The sequence below is a fragment of the Psychrobacter sp. ANT_H3 genome (genome assembly GCF_027919975.1).
Classification (GTDB): domain Bacteria; phylum Pseudomonadota; class Gammaproteobacteria; order Pseudomonadales; family Moraxellaceae; genus Psychrobacter; species Psychrobacter maritimus.
This window is the reverse complement of record NZ_JAQISM010000056.1, coordinates 1-700: the sequence shown is the minus strand read 5'-3', so window position 1 is coordinate 700 and position 700 is coordinate 1. Positions and strand designations below refer to the sequence as shown.

Genomic DNA, 700 nt, shown 5'->3' with positions numbered 1-700 from the left:
CGCCTTAAACAATCTTGCAGAAGACAGCTTTGCCTACGAACAAGCAAAAGAGAAAACGGCGCAAACGATTGATTTATTATGGTCATCGGATGAAGTGCGTACGCGTAAGCCATTAGTCTATGACGAGATAAATAATGGTCTGCATTATTTTAATGCCAGTTTATTCAATGCCATTCCAAAGGTTTATCGCAATATTAAAGACGCCATTGTTGATATCTATCCAGAGCTAACAGACTACCCATTACCTGCTTTCATGAGCTTTGGCTCTTGGATAGGTGGCGACAGAGATGGCAATCCCTTTGTCACTCATGACACTACAGAAATGGCGATATTGATGCATGCCGATACCGTGCTACGTCATTATCAAGTACTGCTAAAAAAACTGCGCCGTGAGCTTATTCATAGCGATACGATTATCAATATTGCGCCAGACGTTTATGCTCGTATAAAGGAGTATGCCAACCTCGATCAAAAAGTATTTTATTATAATCCTGACGATTACAACAATGAGCCGTACCGAAGGTTGTTATCGATTATTCTTGCCAAAATAAAAGCGACCAATCGCCACATTCAAAGTAAAGGTACAGACCTCGACGCCGCACACGATGCTTACGTCAACCCGCAAGAGTTGTTAGAAGATTTACGCATCATTCGAAAAAGTGTCAATACTCATGACAAGGCTCATGGCGAAGGGCTATTA

Annotated in this window: 1 protein-coding gene; it reads left to right on the top strand. The window is 41.6% G+C overall.

The features are described from left to right. On the top strand, positions 1–700 hold a 700-nt coding region (locus PG901_RS13590), incomplete at both ends, for a phosphoenolpyruvate carboxylase (protein WP_271134701.1).